Below are 16384 nucleotides of genomic sequence, written 5' to 3'. Positions count from 1 at the left end.
AAATAGCGCCTATGTCCAGCCTGCGCACCCGTTTCTGGGAAACCGTCCCGCTCAAAAAGATGACGCCTGCCGAATGGGAGGCGCTTTGTGATGGCTGCGGCAAATGCTGCCTGAACAAGCTGGAATTCGAGGATACGGGCGAGCTGGTCTTCACCCGCGTCGCCTGCCGCCTGTTCGACAATGCGACCTGCCTGTGCTCGGATTACCCCAACCGCAAGAAACATGTGCCGGAATGCGTTTTCCTGACGCCGAAGACGCTCGCGAAATCCGCGTATTGGATGCCCGAAACCTGCGCCTATAAGCGCCTTTACTACAACGAGCCGCTTCCCGACTGGCATCCGCTGCTCACCGGCGACCCGGACAGCACCCATAGGCTCGGCCCGACGATCCGGGGTCAGACCGTGTCCGAGCTGACGGTTCCCGAGGAAGACTGGGAAGACTACCTGCTCGGTGAGGAAGAGTGATGCATTTCGCCTCTGACAATTGCTCCGGCGTGGCGCCGCAGATCATGGCGGCGCTCATGCGCGCCAATGAGGGCCAGGCGCCCGGCTACGGGACGGACCCGCTGACATTGCGTCTGACCGCGCAGATCCGTGAGATTTTTGACGCGCCCGAGGCCGAAATCGCCCTGGTCCCGACCGGCACTGCCGCCAATGCACTGTCCCTGGCGGTGCTTACCGCGCCCTGGAGCGCGATTTTCGCGCAGGAGCTGGCCCATATCACCCGGGACGAATGCGGCGCGCCCGAGTTTTTCACCCATGGCGCCAAGCTGGTGCCGGTGCCGGGGTCACATGGCCGCATGTCACCCGAGGCGCTGCGTGCGGTGATCATGGCCCATGGCACCGGCGGCGTTCATTCCGTTCAGCGCGGCGCGGTCTCGCTGACCAACGTCACCGAGGCCGGTACGGTTTATACCGCTGCCGAGACCGCGGCGCTTTGTGCGGTAGCGCGAGAATTCGGGTTGCCGGTGCATCTCGATGGCGCGCGCTTTGCCAATGCGGTGGTGGCGACAGGCGCCTCACCGGCCGATCTGAGCTGGCGTGCGGGCGTTGATATCCTTTCGCTCGGCGGCACCAAGAACGGCTGTATGGGGGTCGAGGCAGTGGTGCTGTTCAACCCGTCGCGCGCCTGGGAATTCCAGCTCAGACGCAAGCGCAGCGGGCATCTGGTGTCGAAACACCGCTTTCTGGCAGCCCAGATGTCGGCCTGGCTTGAGAATGGGCTCTGGCTCGACCTTGCAGCCCATGCCAATCGCATGGCAGCGCGGCTTGCCGCAGGGCTTACTGCAAAGCCCGGAGTCGTACTGCGGGGCCCCGTCGAGGCCAATCTGATGTTCACGACCTGGGAGAGCGGTCTGCACGACCGGCTCCGCACTGCCGGGGCGAGCTATTACTCTGAGGATGGCGCCGGTTACGAGGGCGCGCGGCTCGTCACAGGCTGGTCCACCACGCCTGACGATGTGGACCGGTTTCTCGCCCTGATCTGAAACGCAGGCCGGCCCTCAGCCGCCGGCCAGCAGCTCTTGCATTGCGCGCGCGATCGGCTCTGGATGGGTCAGCGGCAGCATATGGCCGGCCCCCTCGACCCGGACCCGCCGCGCGCCCGGGATACGCGCCGCCAGCGTATCGAGGATTGCCGGCACGATGGCCGGGCTCTCGCTGCCTTCGGCGAGCAGGACCGGAATCTGCAAGGCCTCGAGCCGGCCCGGCGCGAGCATCCCCGCCGCATCCTCCATCAGGACCGGGTTCAGATTGAACACCAGATACATGCGATCAGCCATATAGCGGCGCTGGCGCTCGGGCAGCGCGGCAAAGGGGATGCCACCGCCCCAGGCCCTGTGAAACAATGCCGCCGCCGCGTCAATGTCCTGCGCGCCGAGATCAGTCACCCGCCCATGCGCCGTAAAATTCTCAGAGAAAGCCTGCGTCCCCTTTGCCGCGGCAAAGAGCACCGGCTCGGCGAGGGTCAGACTGCGCACGAGGTCCGGGCGCTCCAGCGTGAGACGCAGCGCTACTGTGCCCCCGAAACTATGGCCGATCAGATCGACCGGTGCCCCGTCCCCGATCTCTGCCGCAAGCTCTGCCGCGATCGCGGTTGCGAGCCCGTGCAGATCCGCACCGGGCGGCGCGCTTTGCCCATGCCCCGGCAGGTCGGGCGCCGTAACCGTTACCTCAGGCAAAAGCTGTGCCAGCACCGCCCAGGCCCCGCCATGCGCGAGGCTGCAATGCAGCGCCAGGAGGGGGCGTGCGCCAGATCCGAACTGCCGCACCGCCGTTTCATGGCCAGCGATTCTGTGCAGGATGGGGTCAGCGCGCCGGTCAGACAGGGTCATGGGATCCTCATTGCGGTCTCAGATGGGCCGTTCGCAGTTGCGAACATGCGTCATTTGGCATTTTCGTGACGGCATGGCCATATGCAGCCCCGGATTGCACGCCGCGCCCCTTTGCCCGGCCCTCCCTCGGTGCTATCCCGCCCGCATCCGATTCCGCTGCCCACACGGAGCCCAGATCATGGCCGCCATCAACGAGCCGAAACTTATTTCCGGTAATGCCAACCTTCCGCTCGCGAAATCCATCGCGCGCCGCATGTCTATGCATCGCGGCATGTCGATCAGCCTGGTAGACGCCAGGGTCGAGCGCTTCAATGACCAGGAGATCTTTGTCGAGGTGTTCGACAATGTGCGCGGCGAGGATATGTATGTTATCCAGCCGACCTCGAACCCGGCGAATGACAACCTGATGGAACTTCTGATCATGGTTGACGCGCTGCGCCGGTCTTCGGCGGCGCGGATCACTGCCGTGATCCCCTATTTCGGCTATGCCCGCCAGGACCGTCGCACCAAAGCGCGCACGCCGATCTCGGCCAAGCTGGTCTCGAACCTGATCCAGACCGCCGGCGTCGATCGCGTGCTGACGCTTGATCTGCATGCCGCCCAGATCCAGGGCTTTTTCGACATCCCCGTCGACAATCTCTATGCCAGCCCGATCTTCTCGCTCGATATCGAGCATCATTTCAAAGGCCAGCTGGATGATGTGATGATCATCTCGCCCGATGTCGGCGGCGTGGCCCGCGCGCGTGAGATCGCAAAGCGCATCAATGCACCGCTCGCCATTGTCGATAAGCGCCGGGAAAAGGCCGGTGAAGTCGCCGAGATGACGGTGATCGGCAATGTCAGCGGCAAGAAATGTATCATCGTTGATGACATCTGCGACACCGCCGGCACCCTGTGCAAAGCGGCCGAGACGCTGATTAATGCCGGGGCGACCGAGGTTCATGCCTATATCACCCATGGCGTCCTCTCGGGCCCGGCGGTCGAGCGGGTGACGAAATCGGTGATGAAATCGCTGGTGATCACCGATTCCATCGCACCGACCGATGCCGTGCTGAACTGCCCGAATATCCGCATCGTGCCGACCGCGCCGATGTTTGCCCAGGCCGTGCTGAACATCTGGGGCGGCATGTCGGTCTCGTCCCTGTTCGAGACCGAGACCCTGGTTCCGATCTATGAGGGCCTTTATCCGCGCAGCTGAGGCTAAATTTCCGGGCGGTGGCCCCCTCTTCGAGGGAATTCCGCCCCTCTCCGGCCTTATTCTGGCGCGATAGCTGCGCGTGAGACAAGGCCGGAGAACTGACTGGTGACTGTGAAACCGGAAATCTACGCTCTGCCCTGGCAGGTGGCGGCCTGCTCCAAGAAGGCGCTGCGCCCGGCCGAATGGTTGCTTCTGACGCTGGTGCTCACGCTTGGAACAGGCTGCCTTGTGCTGATCCTCGCCATGGGTCGGATCGTCGAATGGAGCGGTTTTATCACCGGCATCCTTGCCTCTTTCGGCATCATAGTGGTCGGCGCCTGCGCCCGAATCCGCAGCGGAGCGCAGCGGGTTGGCACGGCTGCCATCGGCGTCGGACTATTCATGGGGTTTACCGCCCTTGTCACGCTGTTCATCTATGCCTTGTTCCCCCTGCCACGCCCGATGATCGACCTCGATCTGATGGCGGTTGATGCCGCCCTTGGCTATGACTGGGTGGGCTTCGTCAATGCCCTCTCTGGCTGGCCATTGCTTGGTCAGGCGCTCGGCCTTCTTTACGTCAGCTCGCTCGGGCAAATCATCTTCGTGATCATTCTCCTGAGCTTTCTCGCGCGCGAGACGCAGTTGCAGCGCTTCCTGCTGGTTGGGATGCTGACTATGATTGTGGCGATCTCGGTCTGGTGGCTCTGGCCCAGTGTTGGCCCCTCGGCCTGGAGCCAGCCGGAGGCCCAGGCCGCCGCGCGGATCGGGCTGATCTATACCCCACATTACGGTGAGGTGCTGCTGGGCCTCGTGCGCGAGGGTCCTCCGGTGATCCGGGCACAGGATATCATGGGAATGGTCGCCTTCCCCTCTTATCATATCGTCATGGCCTGGATGGTGGCATGGTATACGCGTGGGACGATTTTCTTCCTGCCTCTGCTGGCTGCGAGCCTCCTGATGATCCCGGCGACCCTTTCCCATGGCGCACATCATATGGTCGATCTGATTGCCGGTTCCTTTGTCTTCCTGACCTGTGCTTGGCTTGCCGCCCGACTTTTGCCCGAGCCCAAAACCCGGCCATGATCTGGCGAAAGAAGTCAGACCTGTCGCCCGAAACTACCGGGCCGCTGATATCCTCCGGTGACGTCAGTCGACATTCCAGACTTCGGAATCGGCCAGTTGGCCGATCGCGGTCCAGTCCGCCCTGACCCTGGCGATACGACTGTCACCCCAGGTGCGGAAGACGATCTCAAAGCCGGTCTCTGTCACCTTTTCGGTTGCGATATGCGCGCGCAGATTGGTGCGGTTGTCCATGTCCCACATCGACAGGCCGATCATCACGGCGGGGGGCGAGAGATAGGCCTCAGTGAATGTCACATGATGACGTGAGTCCCGCTCGCCCTCGCCGACCCACATCTGTCCGCCATCGGCAAAATCCGAGAACAGGATCTTTGATCCCTGCTGAACCCCTATAGGTGCGCTGAAGCGTTTCATGATCTGCCGAAAGTAGAATTAGCTGCCCGGACTATAAGCGAAACCCCGGTGCAAAAGAAAAGGCTCCTTCCGCAGAAGGAGCCTTTTCCTGTCTTTTTCCACTGTCCCGGGACAGCAGGGGTCTCAGTGCTTTTGCACCGCATCGCGCAAGGCTGCCACATCCGAGACGTTCTTCTCGGCCTGGGCCTTGTCTTCGGGCAGCGCGGCATCGGCCAGCGAACGGGCCTCGGCGAGGATCTCGTCGAGGATCGTGCTGCTGGCTTCTTCCGCCGGGATCGCCCGCTCGGCCAGTACGGTCACGCCCGAGGGCGAGATATCCGCAAAGCCGCCGGTGACGATGTAGGACTTCACGCCCTCCGAGGTCACCGCGCGCAGGATGCCGGGGCGCAAAGTGGTGATGGTGGGGCTGTGCCCCTCCATCGCCGTCATATCGCCGTCAGCGCCGGGGATCTGCACTTCGGTCGCCGGGACCGAGGCGAGACGCCGCTCGGGGCTTACAAGGTCGAATTGCAGATTGCCTGCCATGTCGCCCCCTTACGCCGCTGCCGCAGCGAGTTTGGCAGCCTTGGCTTTCACTTCTTCGATGCCGCCGACCATGTAGAAGGCCGCTTCCGGCAGGTGGTCATATTCGCCAGCCACAACCGCTTTGAACGAAGCGATGGTGTCTTCCAGCGGAACCTGCTTGCCGTCAGCGCCGGTGAAGACCTTTGCCACGTCGAAGGGCTGCGACAGGAAACGCTCGATCTTACGGGCGCGGGCCACCGTCAGCTTGTCGTCTTCGCTGAGTTCGTCCATGCCGAGGATGGCGATGATGTCCTGCAGCGACTTGTACTTCTGCAGAACGCGCTGGACGCTCGTTGCGACATTGTAATGCTCTTCGCCGATGACCAGCGGATCCAGCAGACGCGAGGTGGAACCCAGCGGATCCACAGCCGGGTAGATGCCTTTTTCCGAGATCGAACGGTCAAGAACCGTGGTCGCGTCAAGGTGGGCGAACGAGGTTGCAGGGGCCGGGTCGGTAAGGTCATCGGCCGGAACGTAAACGGCCTGAACCGAGGTGATCGAGCCGTTCTTGGTCGAGGTGATGCGTTCCTGCATCGCGCCCATATCGGTCGCCAGCGTCGGCTGGTAGCCCACGGCCGACGGGATACGGCCGAGCAGCGCCGACACTTCCGAACCAGCCTGCGTGAAGCGGAAGATGTTGTCGACGAAGAACAGAACGTCTGCGCCGGTCTCGTCGCGGAACTGTTCCGCAATGGTCAGACCCGACAGAGCGATCCGCATACGCGCGCCCGGAGGCTCGTTCATCTGGCCGTAAACAAGGGCAATTTTCGACTTTTCCAGATCGTCCGGAACGATAACGCCCGATTCGATCATCTCGTGATAAAGGTCGTTGCCTTCACGGGTCCGTTCGCCAACGCCTGCGAACACGGACACACCCGAGTGCACTTTCGCGATGTTGTTGATCAGTTCCATGATCAGAACGGTCTTGCCCACGCCGGCACCGCCGAAGAGGCCGATCTTGCCGCCTTTGGTGTAAGGCGCCAGCAGGTCGATGACCTTGATGCCGGTCACGAGGATCTCGGTCGCGGTGGATTGCTGTGCAAAATCCGGGGCCGGGGCGTGGATCGCGCGGCGGGTCTCGGTATTGACCGGGCCTTTTTCGTCCACCGGCTCGCCGATGACGTTCAGGATGCGGCCGAGCGTCGCGGTGCCAACGGGCACCGAGATCGGCGCGCCGAGGTCTTTCACCGGGGCGCCACGAACCAGACCTTCGGTCGCGTCCATAGCCACGGCGCGAACGGTGTTCTCGCCAAGGTGCTGAGCCACTTCGAGAACCAGGGGCTTGCCGTTATTCTCGGTTTCGATCGCGTTCAGAATGGCGGGCAGAGCGCCCTCGAACTGAACGTCCACAACTGCGCCGATGACCTGGGTAACCTTACCCGTGGCGGCAGCTTTCGGTGCTTTAGCCATTGTTCAAATACTCCGGGTTCGTCAGAGCGCCTCAGCGCCCGAGATGATTTCGATGAGTTCCTTGGTGATCGCTGCCTGACGGCTCCGGTTGAACTGGATGGTCAGCTTGTTGATCATGTCGCCGGCGTTGCGGGTCGCGTTGTCCATTGCGGACATCCGCGCGCCCTGCTCGGAGGCGCCGTTTTCAAGGAGAGCGGTGAAGATCTGGGTCGCGATGTTGCGCGGCAGCAGGTCGGCGAGAATGGTCTCTTCCGAAGGCTCGTAATCATAGAGCGACGATGCCGCCCCTTCCGCGCTTTCGAATTTCGCCGGGATGATCTGCTGCGCGGTCGGGATCTGGCTGATCACCGACTGGAAGCGCGAGAAGAACACCGTGACCACATCGGCTTCGCCATTGTCGAAGTAAGCCGTCGCCTGGCGCGCGATATCCGCCGCATTGGCATAGCCCACGCGTTTGACATCCGACAGGTCGATATGGCCGACAAAGGCATGCGCCCAGTCGCGCTTCAGCTGTTCGCGGCCCTTTTTGCCGACGGTGAGGATCTTCACCGTCTTGCCCTGAGCGGTCAGCTCCTGGGCATGGGTCCGCGCCAGTTTGGCGATGGACGAGTTGAACCCGCCGCACAGCCCGCGCTCTGCCGTCATCACCACCAGAAGGTGGGTCTGGTCTTTGCCAGAGCCGGCCAGAAGGCGCGGTGCGCCTTCCGATCCGGCCACGCCGCCGGCGAGCGAGGTCATGACCGCGTTCATCCGTTCGGCATAGGGGCGACCGGCTTCCGCTGCCTCCTGCGCACGGCGCAGTTTGGCAGCGGCGACCATTTGCATCGCCTTGGTGATCTTCCGCGTATTCTTAACGCTGTTGATCCGGTTTTTAAGGTCCTTAAGGCTGGGCATCTGCCTTCTCCTTCAGGGCTCTTATGCGAAGTCTTTGGCGAATGCCGCGATAGCGTCTTTCAGCTTGGTCTCGTCTGCGCCTTTGATCTTCGGATCGGCGGTGGTCAGCCAGTCGAGGATCTCTTTCTTCGGGCCGCGCAGATAAGCCAGCAGACCAGCTTCGAAACGACCGACGTCTTTCACGGCGACCTTGTCGAGGAAACCGGCGGTGCCCGCATAGATCACGGCGACGATTTCAGCATTGGTCAGCGGCGAATATTGCGGCTGTTTCATCAGCTCGGTCAGGCGCGCACCGCGGGCCAGGAGCTGCTGGGTCGAAGCGTCGAGGTCGGAACCGAACTGAGCGAAAGCCGCCATCTCGCGATACTGGGCGAGCGACAGTTTCACCGGGCCAGCCACGGTTTTCATCGAGTTGGTCTGAGCCGAGGAGCCCACACGCGACACCGACAGACCGGTGTTCACAGCCGGGCGGATGCCCTGGTAGAAGAGTTCGGTCTCAAGGAAGATCTGACCGTCGGTGATCGAGATCACGTTCGTCGGGATAAAGGCCGACACGTCGCCGCCCTGGGTCTCGATCACCGGCAGCGCGGTCAGCGAGCCCGAACCGAAATCTTCGTTCAGCTTCGACGAACGCTCAAGCAGGCGGGAATGCAGGTAGAACACGTCGCCCGGGTAAGCTTCGCGGCCCGGCGGGCGGCGGAGCAGCAGCGACATCTGACGGTAAGCCACAGCCTGTTTGGAAAGGTCATCATAAATGATGAGGGCATGACGGCCATTGTCGCGGAAGAATTCTGCCATAGCGGTCGCCGAGTAAGGCGCCAGGTATTGCAGCGGTGCCGGGTCCGAAGCGGTCGCGGCCACAACGATGGTGTAAGCCAGCGCGCCGGTCTCTTCGAGTTTTTTCACCAGCTGAGCCACGGTCGAGCGCTTTTGCCCGATAGCCACATAGATGCAGTAGAGTTTCTTCGACTCGTCGTCGCCAGCAGCCTCATTATAGGACTTCTGGTTCAGAATGGTGTCGAGCGCCACAGCGGTTTTGCCGGTCTGGCGGTCGCCGATGATCAGCTCGCGCTGGCCACGGCCAACCGGGATCATGGCGTCGATGGCCTTGAGGCCGGTCGCCATCGGCTCGTGAACCGATTTACGCGGAATGATGCCCGGGGCTTTGACGTCGGCCACGCGGCGCTCGGTTGCTGCGATCGGGCCTTTGCCGTCGATCGGGTTGCCAAGACCGTCAACAACGCGGCCCAGCAGAGCATTACCAGCCGGCACGTCCACGATGGACTTGGTGCGCTTTACGGTATCGCCTTCTTTGATGTCCTGGTCAGAACCAAAGATAACGACACCAACGTTGTCGACTTCAAGGTTCAGCGCCATGCCACGGATGCCACCGGGGAATTCGACCATCTCGCCAGCCTGGATATTGTCCAGCCCGTGAACGCGCGCAATACCGTCACCGACGGAAAGCACACGACCGATTTCGGTCACTTCGGCGTCTTTGCCAAAGTTCTTGATCTGCTCTTTCAGGATCGCAGAGATCTCAGCAGCCTGAATTCCCATCACCCAACCTCTTTCATAGCATTCTGCAGGGAAGCGAGCTTCGACTTGACCGACGTGTCGATCATGGTCGAGCCCAGCTTGACGATAAGACCGCCGATGAGGCTTTCATCGACGGTTGCGTTCAGTTTGACGGTCTTGCCGACCTTAGCTTTCAGCGTGGCGGTCAGCTTCGTGACCTGCTCGGTGGTCAGAGCCACGGCCGAGGTCACCTCGGCGGTCACTTCGCCTTTTTCTTTCGCGATCTGAGCGCGCAGCACCGTCAGGAATTGCGGCAGCACGAAGAGACGGCGCTTGTCGGCCATCAGGCCCAGCGTGTTCGCGGTCAGCGCGTCGAGTTTCATCGCCTTTGCCACTGCGGCAATGGCGTTGGCCTGCTCTTCGCGAGACACAACCGGCGAGGCGATCATGGCGCCCAGATCGGGCGACACGGCAAGGGCGTCGGTCAGCGCTGCGGCATCGGCCTCAACGGCTTTCAGCGCGCCCCCTTCTTTCGCCAGATCGAAAAGCGCGGTGGCATATCGCGCGGCAATGCCCTGAGAGATCGAAGCTGATTCCGCCACGGTCGTCCTTCCCATCTATCCGGTCTCACCCTGCCCGACCACCGGCGTCGCCATCGTGCGTGCGCCATGGACAAAGGGAGACCTTTGTATCCGCTGTCGCGGGCGTCATTAACAGAGCATGACCAACCCCGCAACCTTGTCAGTCGCGCTTTCGTGAGGGTTTCGACCCCGATATTGCGCCAGCCGGGCGCAGGGCACGGGGCTGCAACTCTTTGTAGCGGGTCACTGCGCCTGATTGACGCGGCCCCGCCCATTCGCCCACCCGTTCGGGCAGAATCACATCAGCGCCCTACGGCGGCCTCAGGCGGGGTTTCTCTTGGCTGGCAAAGCACTCGGCTGCAGCGCCAAATTCAGTCGCGGCAAGGCGGCGTCACCCCGTCGCAGCGGTCGAAGCAGCCGGGGTCCTGCCGGTCTTTATCCTTCCGGTTGTGATCCTTCCGGTGGTGATATTGTTCAGCGCAGGTTCCGGCGGCGGGCCACCCCGCACCCCTTCCAGCACCTTCAGGGGCCGCGTCACCACTGCTTTCAGCCCGCCCCGCGTCGGCGCATAGACCTGCTTGGTCGCCTCGACGATCAGGATCCCCCCGGACAGCCAGGGCAGGCGGCGGCCCATCCGTTCCCACAGATCAGCGGTCCTGAGCCAGAAGGGCGCCTGGCTTGGCGGCGCATGCAGCACGGTCGCGCTGCGTTCGGGGGTGAAGCCATGTAACCGCAGCTGCGCCTCGAGCTGCGCACCGGAATAGGGGCGGCCATAGCCAAAGGGCGTCCCGTCGCGCCGCGCCCAGAGACCGGAACGGTTCGGCACCACAAACACCGCGCGCCCGCCGGGGCCGAGCACGCGATGCGCCTCTTCCAGCACCGATGGCGGCTGGTCCGAGGTCTCCAGCCCATGCATCAGCACCAGGCGGTCGACAAATCCGGTCGATATGGGCCAGGCGGATTCCTCGCACAGGACCGAGACATTGGGCATTCCCGAAGGCCAGGGCATCACGCCCTGCTGGCCCGGCATCAGCCCGATCACCCGGCGCGCCTCCTCCAGCCACGGGCGCAACAGTGGCACCGCAAAGCCAAAGCCTGCAACCGTCTGTCCCGCCATCTGCCCGGCACCCGCCGGCCACATCCGGATCAGCTGATCACGGATCGCACGCTGCGCCACCCGGCCAAGCTGGGTGCGGTAGTAGAAATCTCTCAGATCCTGCACGTCGAGGTGCATTGCGGTTGCTGGCTCCCTCTGGTGAACTGCAGCGGATAAAGGTGAACTGAAGCAGATATTGGCCCCAGCGGCGGTACAGGCCGCCCATCTTAGCGGCAGGAAAAGGAAAAGCTATGGCTCTCGAACTGGTAACGATCCCCTGCCTCAAGGACAACTTCGCCTTCCTGCTGCATGATGCCGCAAGCGGAGACACCGCCTTGATCGACGCGCCGGAACCCGGCCCCGTTCTGGCCGCGCTGGCGGAACGCGGCTGGACCCTTGGCCAGATCCTTCTCACCCATCACGACTGGGACCATATTGACGGCGTGCCCGGCATTGTCGCGGCCACCGGCGCAAAGGTGCTGGGCGCGGCAAAGGATGTGCATCGCCTGCCGCCGCTCGACCGCGCCCTGACCGAAGGCGACCATATCCGCGTGGGCGGCGAAGAAGCGGTCGTGATCGAAACCCCCGGCCATACTCTGGGACATGTCAGCTATCATTTCCCGGTTTCGGGATTTGTTTTCACCGCCGACACGCTGATGGCTGTGGGCTGCGGCCGCATTTTCGAGGGCACCGCGCCCATGATGTGGCAAAGCCTGTCGAAACTTGCCGCTTTGCCGCCCGGGACGCTGGTAGGATCGGGGCATGATTACCTCGACAGCAATCTGCGCTTTGCCCTGACCCTTGAACCAGAAAATTCCGCACTTATCTCCCGTATCGAAGCTCTGGCCGGGCTGCGCCGCGAAGGCCGCCTGCCGATGCCCTCCACCCTTTCCGACGAGCTGGCAACCAATCCGTTTCTGCGCGCGCATCTGCCGCAGCTGAAACAGGCGGTGGGCCTGCCCGATGCCCCCGATGACGTGGTTTTCGCCGAAATCCGGGCGCGTAAGGACAGGTTCTGATCCGATTGCAGCGGGAAGTATCACATTCCTGCAATCCAAAGACAGAATTCGCGGGGGGGATCAGATTGCGCTTGAAGTACGCTGAATAAAACCGATCTTTAACTATATGAGGCCACGGTCGGAGAGGAACTGCTAATCCCCCCGCCCCCGAGGAACAGGAGCAGGCAAGTGCCGTCATTCTCGTCCACGCTCGAACAAGCCATTCATGGTGCGCTGGCTCTGGCCAATGCCCGCCGTCATGAACTGGCAACCCTTGAACATCTTTTGCTGGCCCTGATTGATGAACCCGACGCCGCGCGGGTGATGAAAGCCTGCTCGGTCGATCTGGATGAATTGCGCAAGACGCTGACCGATTTCGTCGATGAGGATCTTTCGACGCTGGTCACCAGTGTCGAAGGGTCGGAAGCCGTGCCGACCGCCGCCTTCCAGCGCGTGATCCAGCGCGCGGCGATCCATGTGCAGTCTTCGGGCCGCACCGAAGTGACCGGCGCCAATGTGCTGGTCGCGATCTTTGCCGAACGTGAATCGAACGCGGCCTATTTCCTGCAGGAACAGGATATGACCCGCTATGATGCGGTGAATTTCATCGCGCATGGCGTGGCCAAGAACCCCGCCTTTGGCGAGGCCCGCCCGATCCAGGGCGCAGACGAGCCGCAGGAAACCCCGAAAGCCGAGGCTGGTGAGGCGAAAGAGTCGGCGCTGTCGAAATATTGCGTCGATCTGAACGTCAAAGCGCGCAAGGGCGAGGTCGATCCGCTGATCGGCCGTGAAGCCGAGGTCGAGCGCGCGATCCAGGTCCTGTGCCGCCGCCGCAAGAACAACCCGCTGCTGGTGGGTGATCCGGGGGTGGGCAAAACCGCGATTGCCGAAGGCCTCGCCTGGAAGATCGTGCGCGGTGAAGTGCCCGAGGTTCTGTCGGGTGCGACCATCTTCTCGCTCGATATGGGCGCGTTGCTGGCTGGAACCCGCTATCGCGGCGATTTCGAGGAACGTCTGAAGGCGGTCGTCAAAGAGATGGAGGATCACCCCGACGGGATCCTGTTTATCGACGAGATCCATACGGTGATCGGTGCCGGTGCGACCTCGGGCGGCGCGATGGATGCCTCGAACCTGCTGAAACCTGCATTGCAGGGCGGCAAACTGCGCACGATGGGCTCCACCACCTATAAGGAGTTCCGTCAGCATTTCGAGAAAGACCGCGCGCTGAGCCGGCGCTTCCAGAAAATCGACGTGAACGAGCCCTCGGTGCCCGACACGATCAAGATCCTGATGGGGCTGAAGCCGCATTTCGAAGAGCATCACGACCTGCGCTATACCAATGACGCGATCAAAACCGCGGTCGAGCTGGCGCATCGCTATATCAACGACCGCAAACTGCCGGATTCGGCGATCGATGTGATCGACGAGGCCGGGGCGGCGCAGCATCTCGTGTCGGAATCGAAACGCCGTAAGCAGATCGGGACGAAAGAGATCGAAGCCGTGGTGGCCAAGATCGCCCGTATCCCGCCGAAAAACGTCTCGAAAGACGATGCAGAAGTGCTGCGCGATATGGAAAAGACGCTGAAGCGGCTGGTCTTCGGCCAGGACAAGGCGATCGAGGCCCTGTCGGCGTCGATCAAACTCGCCCGCGCCGGTCTGCGCGAGCCTGAAAAGCCCATCGGCAATTACCTCTTCACCGGCCCGACCGGCGTTGGCAAAACCGAGGTGGCAAAGCAGCTGGCGAATACGCTGGGGGTCGAACTCCTGCGCTTCGACATGTCGGAATATATGGAGAAACATGCGGTCTCCCGTCTGATCGGCGCGCCTCCCGGCTATGTCGGTTTCGACCAGGGTGGCATGCTGACGGATGGTGTCGACCAGCACCCGCATTGCGTGCTGCTGCTTGATGAGATCGAAAAGGCGCATCCGGATGTGTTCAACATCCTGTTGCAGGTGATGGATCACGGCAAGCTGACCGATCATAACGGGCGGGCGGTGGATTTCCGCAATGTGATCCTGATCATGACCTCGAATGCCGGTGCCTCGGACATGGCTAAGGCCGCCATCGGCTTTGGCCGCGAAAAGCGGACCGGTGAAGATACGGCAGCGGTGGAGCGCACCTTCACCCCCGAATTCCGCAACCGTCTCGATGCGGTCGTGGCCTTCGGTGCGCTGCCGAAAGAGGTGATCCTGCAGGTGGTCGAGAAATTCGTCCTCCAGCTGGAAGCGCAGCTGATCGACCGCGGCGTCCATATCGAATTGTCCTCCGAGGCTGCCGCATGGCTTGCCGAAAAGGGCTATGACGACAAGATGGGCGCCCGCCCGCTGGGCCGCGTGATCCAGGAGCATATCAAGAAGCCGCTGGCGGAAGAGCTGCTGTTTGGTGATCTGCAAAAAGGCGGTGTGGTGAAAGTGGTGGTGAAAGACGGCGCCATTGAGCTGCAGATCCAGGAGCCGGTCAAACCCCGGATCACCGGATCGAAACCGCCGCTCCTGACGGCCGAATAAAGCAAAACCCCCGCCACTGGCGGGGGTTTTCATCTGGTGCGCCGGCCCGGAGGCAGGCTTCGCGAAACGGGGCGCGCCGCCTCTTCGGGATCCCTGCGCATCTGTTCTCTCACCGGCAGTTTTCAATGCGGGCGGCACTCTCCGAGAGAGCTGATGACGTGGAACGCTTCAGCCGGAGCAGCCAGCCGTATTGATGCGAGAAAACTTGCCACCCGATGCGGGGCCGATCCCCTGCATTCTGACCAGGCAGGCTCTCTGCCACGCGGCGCTTTCTTCTTATTGTCCGAAACCCAGGACGAAGCGACTTCCTGGACTGCCGCAGTCGGCACGAGGCCCTGACCGGGATGTTGCGGTCGGGCAAGCGCCTCTGAAATCTCCGTAACTGCATTTCAGATCCTGGCCAGAGGCCCGCACTAAGCTCGTGCGGTCTGAGATCCACATACCAGCCGCAGTTCTGCCCCCGTCTCCTAAAACGACGAGGGGCGGGCGCTCAGGCAGTGACGGTCGAGGAAGAACCTGCATTGCCCCCGCATTGACTGCCGTCGGTTATTTCTGTCCTTTCACGGGGCTTGAAGGCGAAACACCTGGCGCCGGATCTGCCGCTCAACCCAAACGAGGGCATTGTGACCTGCCGTGGGACTTTCATCCGGCTCAGTCCGGAACCCGGTGATCACTCACGCCGATTGCGGCGGTCAGGTGCAGGGCGAATGCTGCAGAGGTCTGGTATCCGAGGGTCGGGTAAGGGCATTTGGTATTGTAGCTGGTCCTCCAGGCCGCAATCAGGTTACGGGCATGGGTAAGGTTGCGACGAAGCAGTTCCGCATCGGCCTGCCCGTCGCGATATGGTGCCATTCGATCCTGTGTCCGGACACCACTGCAGGATCGCGTTCGACGTCAGTTCTGTCCCGTTTTGACTGACAATCATGCCAGGCTTGCCGCGGCGTTCGATCAGCGCTGTAAGCGATTTCGGCAAGGGAGCCCTGTGTGGCCTCGTCCATCACGTTCAACACCCGGACCTGCCGCCCGCAGGCGAACCGGTCTTTACCAGGACCCGCGCCCGAATGCCAGGCACCTTGCGGCGCGCTTTGCGTTAGCGAACCTTTAACCCTGCCTGGCTGCAAAGCCGGCAGCCGAAGCTGCGCCGTTCATTGGCCAGGTCCCTCAGCCAGCCGCGCAGCGGCGTTTCAGGCGCATGCTGCGACTGATATCTCACCAGCCTTCCGGTTCGCCCCGGCAATCTGGCACATCCGCCATTCTGACGTCCCCGTATGGACCGTCAGATGCGCGCCAGCCTCACGCTTCACGACGGGCATCACCATTATTTAACAACAGCTCATTCATCGCGGCCAAGTCGGGCATGTGCTCGGCCAGCAACCGCCTGGACTCCGACACCGTCTGTCCGGATTGCTTCGTCTTCCATGCAAAGAATTTAGCTTGCGGCAGAGATCAGCACAGTCCGCGCCTGCCTGATGTTCATGCAAGATCCCGATGATCTGCGCTTAGGTTCGAATTCTTCGCTTCGTTGCCGTCCCTTCCCCGAGCCGGCTCAGCTGCGCGAGCGAAGCTTGCGATCGCTGTATTGCTGCTCGGACAGCGTGCGTGGTCGTGGCGCTGCCGTGACGAACTTGTCCCATAGGGTATCCTGCCACTCCAGAGAAAGGATCTCACCATCAAACCCTGGGATCAAACACCTTATGTGTCTCAGACCTGCTACATTGACCCCGTTGCCGGTCCCGGCCAGGACCAGCAACGGGGTAGGATACAGCGCTGAACACCTTGTGGCCTGACCACGATTGCTAGCCGGCTGATCCT

15 protein-coding genes and 2 pseudogenes are annotated in these 16384 nt (G+C 62.2%); 6 read left to right on the top strand and 11 right to left on the bottom strand.

The window, feature by feature from the left end; translation table 11 throughout:
* Positions 1-11 precede the first annotated feature (11 nt).
* Complete coding sequence (locus AC4FS3_RS23210) at positions 12-464, top strand: YcgN family cysteine cluster protein (RefSeq protein ID WP_491022479.1); 453 nt, start codon at positions 12-14, stop codon at positions 462-464.
* Complete coding sequence (locus AC4FS3_RS23205; RefSeq protein ID WP_491022478.1) at positions 464-1486, top strand: threonine aldolase family protein; 1023 nt, start codon at positions 464-466, stop codon at positions 1484-1486. Before AC4FS3_RS23210 ends, AC4FS3_RS23205 begins: the two co-directional genes overlap by 1 nt.
* 15 nt (positions 1487-1501) lie before the next feature.
* Here the strand turns inward: AC4FS3_RS23205 and AC4FS3_RS23200 are convergent, their stop codons facing one another.
* Positions 1502-2332, bottom strand: a complete 831-nt coding sequence (locus AC4FS3_RS23200; RefSeq protein WP_491022477.1) for an alpha/beta fold hydrolase — start codon at positions 2330-2332, stop codon at positions 1502-1504.
* Between the two features lie 178 nt (positions 2333-2510).
* Between AC4FS3_RS23200 and AC4FS3_RS23195 the strand changes: the two genes are divergently transcribed.
* Positions 2511-3530: a ribose-phosphate pyrophosphokinase gene (locus AC4FS3_RS23195; protein WP_092895332.1), complete on the top strand. Its 1020-nt coding sequence runs from the start codon at positions 2511-2513 to the stop codon at positions 3528-3530.
* A gap of 105 nt (positions 3531-3635) precedes the next feature.
* Positions 3636-4592 (top strand): phosphatase PAP2 family protein, encoded by a 957-nt coding sequence (locus tag AC4FS3_RS23190; protein ID WP_491022476.1) that lies wholly within the window; start codon positions 3636-3638, stop codon positions 4590-4592.
* Positions 4593-4655: 63 nt separating this feature from the next.
* Here AC4FS3_RS23190 and AC4FS3_RS23185 read toward each other — a convergent pair whose 3' ends face one another.
* From AC4FS3_RS23185 to AC4FS3_RS23155, 7 genes are all read right to left on the bottom strand, one after another.
* A complete protein-coding gene (locus AC4FS3_RS23185; protein WP_491022475.1) occupies positions 4656-5003 on the bottom strand; it encodes an H-type lectin domain-containing protein in 348 nt (115 codons plus the stop codon).
* Between the two features lie 123 nt (positions 5004-5126).
* Positions 5127-5528, bottom strand: coding sequence for a F0F1 ATP synthase subunit epsilon (locus AC4FS3_RS23180; protein ID WP_249496467.1), 402 nt, complete (start codon positions 5526-5528; stop codon positions 5127-5129).
* Between the two features lie 9 nt (positions 5529-5537).
* Positions 5538-6977, bottom strand: a complete 1440-nt coding sequence (atpD, locus tag AC4FS3_RS23175) for a F0F1 ATP synthase subunit beta (RefSeq protein ID WP_283176966.1) — start codon at positions 6975-6977, stop codon at positions 5538-5540.
* 21 nt (positions 6978-6998) lie between these two features.
* A complete protein-coding gene (locus AC4FS3_RS23170; RefSeq protein ID WP_283176965.1) occupies positions 6999-7871 on the bottom strand; it encodes a F0F1 ATP synthase subunit gamma in 873 nt (290 codons plus the stop codon).
* 21 nt (positions 7872-7892) lie between these two features.
* A complete protein-coding gene (atpA, locus tag AC4FS3_RS23165) occupies positions 7893-9431 on the bottom strand; it encodes a F0F1 ATP synthase subunit alpha (protein ID WP_283176964.1) in 1539 nt (512 codons plus the stop codon).
* Positions 9431-9991 (bottom strand): F0F1 ATP synthase subunit delta, encoded by a 561-nt coding sequence (locus tag AC4FS3_RS23160; RefSeq protein ID WP_198836116.1) that lies wholly within the window; start codon positions 9989-9991, stop codon positions 9431-9433. Before AC4FS3_RS23160 ends, atpA begins: the two co-directional genes overlap by 1 nt.
* 370 nt (positions 9992-10361) lie before the next feature.
* Positions 10362-11204, bottom strand: coding sequence for a methyltransferase domain-containing protein (locus tag AC4FS3_RS23155; RefSeq protein WP_491022474.1), 843 nt, complete (start codon positions 11202-11204; stop codon positions 10362-10364).
* Positions 11205-11317: 113 nt separating this feature from the next.
* Between AC4FS3_RS23155 and gloB the strand changes: the two genes are divergently transcribed.
* A complete protein-coding gene (gene gloB / locus AC4FS3_RS23150) occupies positions 11318-12085 on the top strand; it encodes a hydroxyacylglutathione hydrolase (RefSeq protein ID WP_491022473.1) in 768 nt (255 codons plus the stop codon).
* A 168-nt stretch (positions 12086-12253) separates the two neighbouring features.
* Positions 12254-14572: an ATP-dependent Clp protease ATP-binding subunit ClpA gene (gene clpA / locus AC4FS3_RS23145; RefSeq protein ID WP_198835977.1), complete on the top strand. Its 2319-nt coding sequence runs from the start codon at positions 12254-12256 to the stop codon at positions 14570-14572.
* A gap of 651 nt (positions 14573-15223) precedes the next feature.
* On the opposite strand, the gene AC4FS3_RS23140 is transcribed toward clpA, so the two are convergent.
* The 3 genes and pseudogenes from AC4FS3_RS23140 to AC4FS3_RS23130 form a co-directional block, all read right to left on the bottom strand.
* Complete coding sequence (locus AC4FS3_RS23140) at positions 15224-15424, bottom strand: integrase core domain-containing protein (RefSeq protein WP_491022542.1); 201 nt, start codon at positions 15422-15424, stop codon at positions 15224-15226.
* Positions 15387-16065, bottom strand: a pseudogene (locus AC4FS3_RS23135) (integrase catalytic domain-containing protein); the annotation flags it as partial. The pseudogene AC4FS3_RS23135 and the gene AC4FS3_RS23140, both read right to left, overlap by 38 nt.
* Before the next feature lie 12 nt (positions 16066-16077).
* Positions 16078-16206 (bottom strand): annotated as a pseudogene (locus AC4FS3_RS23130) (IS481 family transposase); the annotation flags it as partial.
* Positions 16207-16384: the final 178 nt, after the last annotated feature.

The sequence above is a fragment of the Pseudogemmobacter sp. TB195 genome (assembly GCF_058313095.1).
Note: the sequence above shows the minus strand (reverse complement) of the source record. Positions and strands in the feature narration are given on the sequence as shown.

Bases quoted from the DNA above. Each gene is read 5' to 3' on its own strand.
- AC4FS3_RS23210 (WP_491022479.1), top strand. From the start codon at position 12: ATGTCCAGCCTGCGCACCCGTTTCTGGGAAACCGTCCCGCTCAAAAAG.
- AC4FS3_RS23205 (WP_491022478.1), top strand. From the start codon at position 464: ATGCATTTCGCCTCTGACAATTGCTCCGGCGTGGCGCCGCAGATCATG.
- AC4FS3_RS23200 (WP_491022477.1), bottom strand. From the start codon at position 2,332: ATGACCCTGTCTGACCGGCGCGCTGACCCCATCCTGCACAGAATCGCT.
- AC4FS3_RS23195 (WP_092895332.1), top strand. From the start codon at position 2,511: ATGGCCGCCATCAACGAGCCGAAACTTATTTCCGGTAATGCCAACCTT.
- AC4FS3_RS23185 (WP_491022475.1), bottom strand. From the start codon at position 5,003: ATGAAACGCTTCAGCGCACCTATAGGGGTTCAGCAGGGATCAAAGATC.
- AC4FS3_RS23180 (WP_249496467.1), bottom strand. From the start codon at position 5,528: ATGGCAGGCAATCTGCAATTCGACCTTGTAAGCCCCGAGCGGCGTCTC.
- atpD (WP_283176966.1), bottom strand. From the start codon at position 6,977: ATGGCTAAAGCACCGAAAGCTGCCGCCACGGGTAAGGTTACCCAGGTC.
- AC4FS3_RS23170 (WP_283176965.1), bottom strand. From the start codon at position 7,871: ATGCCCAGCCTTAAGGACCTTAAAAACCGGATCAACAGCGTTAAGAAT.
- atpA (WP_283176964.1), bottom strand. From the start codon at position 9,431: ATGGGAATTCAGGCTGCTGAGATCTCTGCGATCCTGAAAGAGCAGATC.
- AC4FS3_RS23155 (WP_491022474.1), bottom strand. From the start codon at position 11,204: ATGCACCTCGACGTGCAGGATCTGAGAGATTTCTACTACCGCACCCAG.
- gloB (WP_491022473.1), top strand. From the start codon at position 11,318: ATGGCTCTCGAACTGGTAACGATCCCCTGCCTCAAGGACAACTTCGCC.
- AC4FS3_RS23140 (WP_491022542.1), bottom strand. From the start codon at position 15,424: ATGGCACCATATCGCGACGGGCAGGCCGATGCGGAACTGCTTCGTCGC.